The sequence below is a fragment of the Photorhabdus sp. P32 genome, assembly GCF_038085095.1.
GTDB classification, from domain to species: Bacteria; Pseudomonadota; Gammaproteobacteria; order Enterobacterales; family Enterobacteriaceae; genus Photorhabdus; species Photorhabdus luminescens.
Genome location: NZ_JAZGJN010000157.1, coordinates 1 through 5,564, shown reverse-complemented (window position 1 = coordinate 5,564; position 5,564 = coordinate 1). Strand labels below are relative to the sequence as shown.

Below are 5,564 nucleotides of genomic sequence, written 5' to 3'. Positions count from 1 at the left end.
CGCTGTGGGTCAGGTTGTTTTCAACTCCGCCTGCTCAAGTAACTGGGCCGTCAGCAGTTGACCGTAGAAGTGATCCCGGGGTTCGGTCAGTTGTTGCTGATGTTGCTCCGCGGCGTTGAGCGCGGCTTCCAGTCCGTTTCCTGAGCGGCGCCGTTGTTGACGGCGGTCACCGCCGGGGGATGAAGCCAGTTCAGCGTGGCGTCTGAGATAAACGGGCTCATATCGGAGAAAGACAGGCGCTGTAAAACCGGCAGGCGGTCAAGAAATGCCCGGAGTTCATCGCGAATAGCGTCAGCCACGGCGCGGTAACCCAGTTTCTCGGCGGCCTGAGCGGCGATAGCGTGCCCGTCAAGCCAGTAAGGGGCCAGTGTCAGACTCTGTTCTCTCTCTATTTGTTCACTATTCTTCAAAAGGATAGGATTAAAAATAACTCATACCTTTTTGTCTTTCTTTATACCGCACGGCATAATTCATTTTTTGAATATAGAAAATAGGGTTTCTAATTTAGTGTTTTGATTAAAAGAAAATAAATATCAATAAATGCTTGTCATATTTAACCTGTCATTACATTCGTTATTTACTTCATTTGGAAAATTATCGTATTCTATGTTATCAACTAACCCTTGTTTCTTTCTTATAAGATATCATTTTCTTTTTCTCATATTTTCTTTAACTTGATCCTGGGTGGATGTTTTTACTCTATTCAGAGAAAAAATCACTCCAAACCATATAATTGTTGGGTATGTTTTGATCGAAAATAAGCTTTAATGCCATATCTTTATTATGAATAATTTCATATTCATTAAACTCTTCAATAGAACTGGATAAAAAATCCGAACTTTTATAAAATTTAACAGGTTCCATATAAAAATTTATTATCTCACCCATATTAAATTATCCTAAAATTTTACTCCAGAGATCAAAGATGCTTTGTCTTACTTTTTAATTTACGTTTTTCCCCTGGATATTAGTGTTATACCTATCTTTGGGTTTAATAATATTGCCATTCTCCATATCTTTTTTAGCTATATTTTGGATGTGAGCTACTTGTTTCGATATGGCATCAATTGATTGATTTAAATTTATTGTATCCAGAGCATTGCTTATTGCATCAGTATATCCGTGATGATTACCTTGATGCCTTGGCATTGCACTAATCCGTCGGCGTTGGCGTGGTATAGGTATTCACCTCGGTAAGAAAGAAGCCAGCCGGAAGCGATGCCGGCTTTTTGCTGTTTCAGAGAGAAAACAGAATAAAATAGCTAAAATATATCTTATGTATATATTTGCTATTAATCTTATATTTTTCTGTATTATTTCTTTTTTTATCTTCTTATTTATTTTATATTTTTTTGATTTAAATTATATATTTAATATATAAGTTTAACCCTGTAATCTATTTGTTTTAAACATAAAAATAACAAAGCTGAAAGATCACGGGGATCTTTCTGGTTTTTTACTATTAGCTTAGGGTAATTTTATTTTCCCTTTTTTGACATTAGTTTTAATGTCGTACCTAAAATCCACACAATAGTGATTCAAGACTTCATCTAATTTAATTAGCTTTATTCCTTTGATATTTTATTTACTTAATTTGTTAGCTACTTTTTCTGAAATAAAGATAAATCCTGCTAATAAAGTAGTCCGTATTGAAAAAATATCATAATTTAATGATTCATTATGAAAAGGTAATTTATGAGGAATTAAATTTCTATCTTTATATTTATCTTTTTCCAATATTGAATTTTTTTATTCAGAAATAACGCCTTGTCAGTAAAAAAAGATAATTTAATGAGCTATTGATAGTTTTTCCATCTTTAATAGATGTCGCAATTAATTTTTTTAAAACATGAACGCTTAATTTAAATTCATTGATAATATCGAAAAATCTATCAGATAGGATATGAGCCATATTGTGTTGATAATAATTAAATCCCAATTTCCCAATATTTTTATTACATAATAAATACAAAGTATTAGGGCATTTCGTATCTAAGAGATAATAAGGCATATTATGCCTGGAGCCTTCATAATCCCATTTTTCATTAATTTTCTTCTCGGTATCTACTATAGCATGAAGATATCTTGGCATGAGTGAAGAATTATAATCGTTCATTAATACATAATAATTGATTCATTTATTCTCCCACATTTGGTTGTAGACACTTGACCAGACCATATTTTATTTTTCGTATCCATCTGATTATTGTTTTTAAAATCATATTTTCTTCATGTGGATGAAAAGCATCATTAAGCGTCATTTCAATAATATTGTCCTGATCATGGATAAAGAAAATTTCATTTTATAAAAAATATCACCTTGGCAATAAGCTGTTTTTTTTGAGACGGAATTAAACCATTGGATTCATTCTCTTATAAGGGAGCCATCGGTAAACTCCGGTCGGCACTGGCTTACTGTGGGTATGCTCCTCGCTAGATTATAAGAAGGCCGAAAGATCACGCGGATCTTTCCGGCTTATTTTTTTAAATGCTTTCAAATACTATATTATTAGGTGGGAAATTATCAGGGAATGACATGCATTTTATTTTCTTGGATAAAACACCTTCTAAAAAAGATGTTAGATCTTCTTGCCTGTATTCGACTTCTGGAGATCTTGAGGCAATAATTGCTATTTTCCATGAATCACTGCTATCTGTTGGTGATATAACCAAAAATATATAATCACCATTATCAGGCACTCCTATTGGAAGTAATCCCTCTTTATTAGGATAAAGAGAAAACTGATAATAATCTTTATCATCCTCAATTAAATAATTAAAATCCTCAATAATCAAATCCTTCTGATTGAAGAAATTTAGATCATCATTTTCACTAAATGGATTAAATATATTAATAAAGTTAGCTATTCTTCCTGTCCCATAGCAATTTATGAACTCAATGAAATCATTAGTAAAATGGTAGTTATTATCTATCAATGGCCATTTCCCCTTTTGACCTGCTTCATTCGGAGATACAGGAGGAGGTAATATAGTTTTTAAATTAAATATGCTCATAGTTTACATTCCTGGGGGATTAAGGGCAGTTACATGTATAAAGAAACCACCTGACCCTTCAGCTTTTATTGTAACTCCAGCCGGAAGAGATTCCGGCTTTTTGCTGTTTTAGAGAGAAAGCAGAATAAAATAGCAAAAATATATCTTATGTATATATTTGCTATGAGTTTTATATTTTTCTGTATTATTTCTTTGTTTTTCTTATTATTTATTTTATATTTTTTTGTTTTTAATTTATATATTTTATATATAATATCAACCTGTAAAATATTTATTTTAAGCATAAAAATAAAAAAGGCCGGAAAGATCACGGGGAGCTTTCCGGCTTTTTCATGATGATATGTCTTCTATATCAACTGTTTTTTAATACCATTGGATTAAAAACGACTATTTTTTTATCCTCAGTAATACCACATGGCATAAAACCTTTCTTAAATATGGAGAATATTTCCTCCAATTTAGAATTCTTATTCAAAGAAAATAAATATCGATAAATACTAATCATATTTAACATATAGTGACACTCATCGCCAACTTCTTCTAAAAAAGAATCATATTCTGCATTGTCAGCTAATCCTTGTTTTTTTCTCATCAGATATAATTTTCTCTTTCTGATATTTTCCTTTACATAATCTTCAGTTGACACTCTAGTTCTATCAAGAATATCTTTTTCTGCCTTTTTATAATCATCATGAAGATAAAACTCAGATACAAGTTCAGAAAAAAAATCGCCCCAAATTATATATGAACTCGGAACATCTTGATCAAAAAGAAGTTTTATAGCATCGTCTTTATCTTCTATAATTTCATACTCTTCTAATTTACCAGAAGAACCTGAAAGAAAATCAGAGCTTTTAAAAAATATCATTGGCTCCATATAAAAATCTATTGTTTCATTCATTGATATCACCCTAATATTTCACTCCAACGATCAAATACTCTTTGTCTGCCTATTTGATTAATATCTTTACCAAATATTTTCGTGTTATACATATCTTTAGATCTAATTATATTTCCGTCCGTCATTCCTTTTTTGGCTATATTTTGTATGTTAGCTACTTGTTTCGATATAGCTTCTTTTGATTGTTTAAGATCTATTTTATCTAAAGCGTTCCTCATTGCATCTGTATATCCATGATGGTTGCCCTGATGTCTTGCCATTGCACTAACACCATCATCAACTTTTCTTAAAAATATTCCGTTGGCAGCAACATCAATATCGTAATTAATTTTTTTCAAAGCAGGATGATTTGCTAATTCCTTCGGTATAACATGGTGAGCTTGATGACCACTCCATTTAGTTGAACGCGGCAATCCCATATCTTCCATCATGTTTTTACCCAGTTTGGTCGAACACCCTGCCAACCCGAATGGATCTATCCATGTTGTTGGGTTATTCACGTATGAATATGGGTTCAATCCACCTAGCAATCCCAGGAGATCAGGACTGAGGTAACAACAGCCTTCCGGTGAGTAAAAGCGGTGCCGGTTGTAGCAGAGCCCCGACTCTTCATCCCATAACTGCCCGGCGAATCGGAGGCCCGGATCGAGCTGGGGGTTTTCTCCCGGTCCGCCCAGCCGCAGCCCGTACAGGGACTGCTTCGGCCGCCGCCACACCCGTTTCCCTGCCGGGTCGAACAGCGCCAGCGGTTCCCCGGTCGGGGCGCTGACCGCATACTGGGTCTGCACCTCTCCGGCCATGCTGATACTCGCGGATTTCCGCCGGCACATCGCTGTCCCATAACAACAGTACCAGAGCCAGCAAGACCAGCTCAGTGAGATTAAGCTCAGAATGCGGGAGCTGATTAGGGATTATACAACGAAATAAAATAGAGTAATTAATTGTCCGGCAAGTTAATTAGCCGGACAATTACAATTTAATAACCGGAAGATTATTACATCGTTCTAGTATTAGATAATTAAATTTCCAACTTATATAAAACTGATAAGAAATCAGTGAATGTATGGCTTATGAGATGAACATTACTCATATCTGGCAATTCTCCTTCATCTGCTTCAAATTCATGATCCCAGAAAAATACCCCAGGATTATCGTTTGATAAAGAAATCAATATCAAATTACCACCTGGATCATGAGCTATTGGCAAAAATTTTGGAGGAATCCTATCTTTATAATCAATAAAGTAATTTCTTAGGTCATGATGTTTTTCACAGCCTAAACTAAGAAATCGATCAACAGATGAGCCATCTTCTTCATCATTTAAAAAAAGAAAAGCATCAGGATCAGGATAACCCCCATTATATTTCTTTAGAAAATTACGATAGTCATTTGGAAGAGAGTTTCCTATCTCATTTTCAAAATTAGTGACTGAGATTTCATCAATTGGTCCTTTAAAATCAATAATATTGGCAACCATAATTTATTTTCCCTTTGGACATTTTTTCGTTGCTACTCCACCGGTATGTTTCACTTTGCTATGTAGATCTGTTGGGATTAGCTGCATATAACCTGAATTATGGTGATGATGCCACGTATATCCGGTTGGTCGGGTCGCGATAGGAGTAGCCGTTACCGGCTACTCCTATCG

General features: G+C 34.3%; 10 protein-coding genes and 2 pseudogenes. All 12 read right to left on the bottom strand.

The features are described from left to right. Nucleotides 1-9: 9 nt before the first annotated feature. A pseudogene (locus V2H77_RS01260) lies at nt 10-410 on the bottom strand (type VI secretion system domain-containing protein). Nucleotides 411-699: 289 nt separating this feature from the next. Further along, the gene (locus V2H77_RS01255) at nt 700-888 is read right to left on the bottom strand and encodes a hypothetical protein (protein ID WP_341497344.1); all 189 of its coding nucleotides are present in this window, start codon (nt 886-888) and stop codon (nt 700-702) included. 54 nt (nt 889-942) lie between these two features. Then, on the bottom strand, nt 943-1,179 hold the full coding sequence (locus V2H77_RS01250; protein ID WP_341497346.1) for an AHH domain-containing protein: 237 nt from the start codon (nt 1,177-1,179) through the stop codon (nt 943-945). 402 nt (nt 1,180-1,581) lie between these two features. Further along, entirely contained in the window at nt 1,582-1,737 is a 156-nt protein-coding gene (locus V2H77_RS23535) for an Imm43 family immunity protein (RefSeq protein ID WP_445935443.1), read from the bottom strand. Nucleotides 1,738-1,753: 16 nt separating this feature from the next. Beyond that, nucleotides 1,754-2,116 (bottom strand): Imm43 family immunity protein, encoded by a 363-nt coding sequence (locus V2H77_RS01245; protein ID WP_341497343.1) that lies wholly within the window; start codon nt 2,114-2,116, stop codon nt 1,754-1,756. A 368-nt stretch (nt 2,117-2,484) separates the two neighbouring features. Beyond that, nucleotides 2,485-3,015, bottom strand: a complete 531-nt coding sequence (locus V2H77_RS01240; RefSeq protein WP_341497342.1) for an SMI1/KNR4 family protein — start codon at nt 3,013-3,015, stop codon at nt 2,485-2,487. 352 nt (nt 3,016-3,367) lie between these two features. Further along, nucleotides 3,368-3,916 (bottom strand): hypothetical protein, encoded by a 549-nt coding sequence (locus V2H77_RS01235; RefSeq protein ID WP_341497341.1) that lies wholly within the window; start codon nt 3,914-3,916, stop codon nt 3,368-3,370. Nucleotides 3,917-3,921: 5 nt separating this feature from the next. Continuing rightward, nucleotides 3,922-4,347: an AHH domain-containing protein gene (locus V2H77_RS01230; RefSeq protein WP_341497345.1), complete on the bottom strand. Its 426-nt coding sequence runs from the start codon at nt 4,345-4,347 to the stop codon at nt 3,922-3,924. 90 nt (nt 4,348-4,437) lie between these two features. Continuing rightward, nucleotides 4,438-4,593, bottom strand: a pseudogene (locus V2H77_RS01225) (RHS repeat domain-containing protein); the annotation flags it as partial. Beyond that, entirely contained in the window at nt 4,526-4,780 is a 255-nt protein-coding gene (locus V2H77_RS01220; protein ID WP_341497347.1) for a hypothetical protein, read from the bottom strand. The pseudogene V2H77_RS01225 and the gene V2H77_RS01220, both read right to left, overlap by 68 nt. Nucleotides 4,781-4,934: 154 nt before the next feature. Next, complete coding sequence (locus V2H77_RS01215) at nt 4,935-5,393, bottom strand: SMI1/KNR4 family protein (protein ID WP_341497340.1); 459 nt, start codon at nt 5,391-5,393, stop codon at nt 4,935-4,937. Between the two features lie 3 nt (nt 5,394-5,396). Beyond that, entirely contained in the window at nt 5,397-5,534 is a 138-nt protein-coding gene (locus tag V2H77_RS23530; protein WP_445935444.1) for an HNH endonuclease, read from the bottom strand. Between the last annotated feature and the right edge of the window lie 30 nt (nt 5,535-5,564).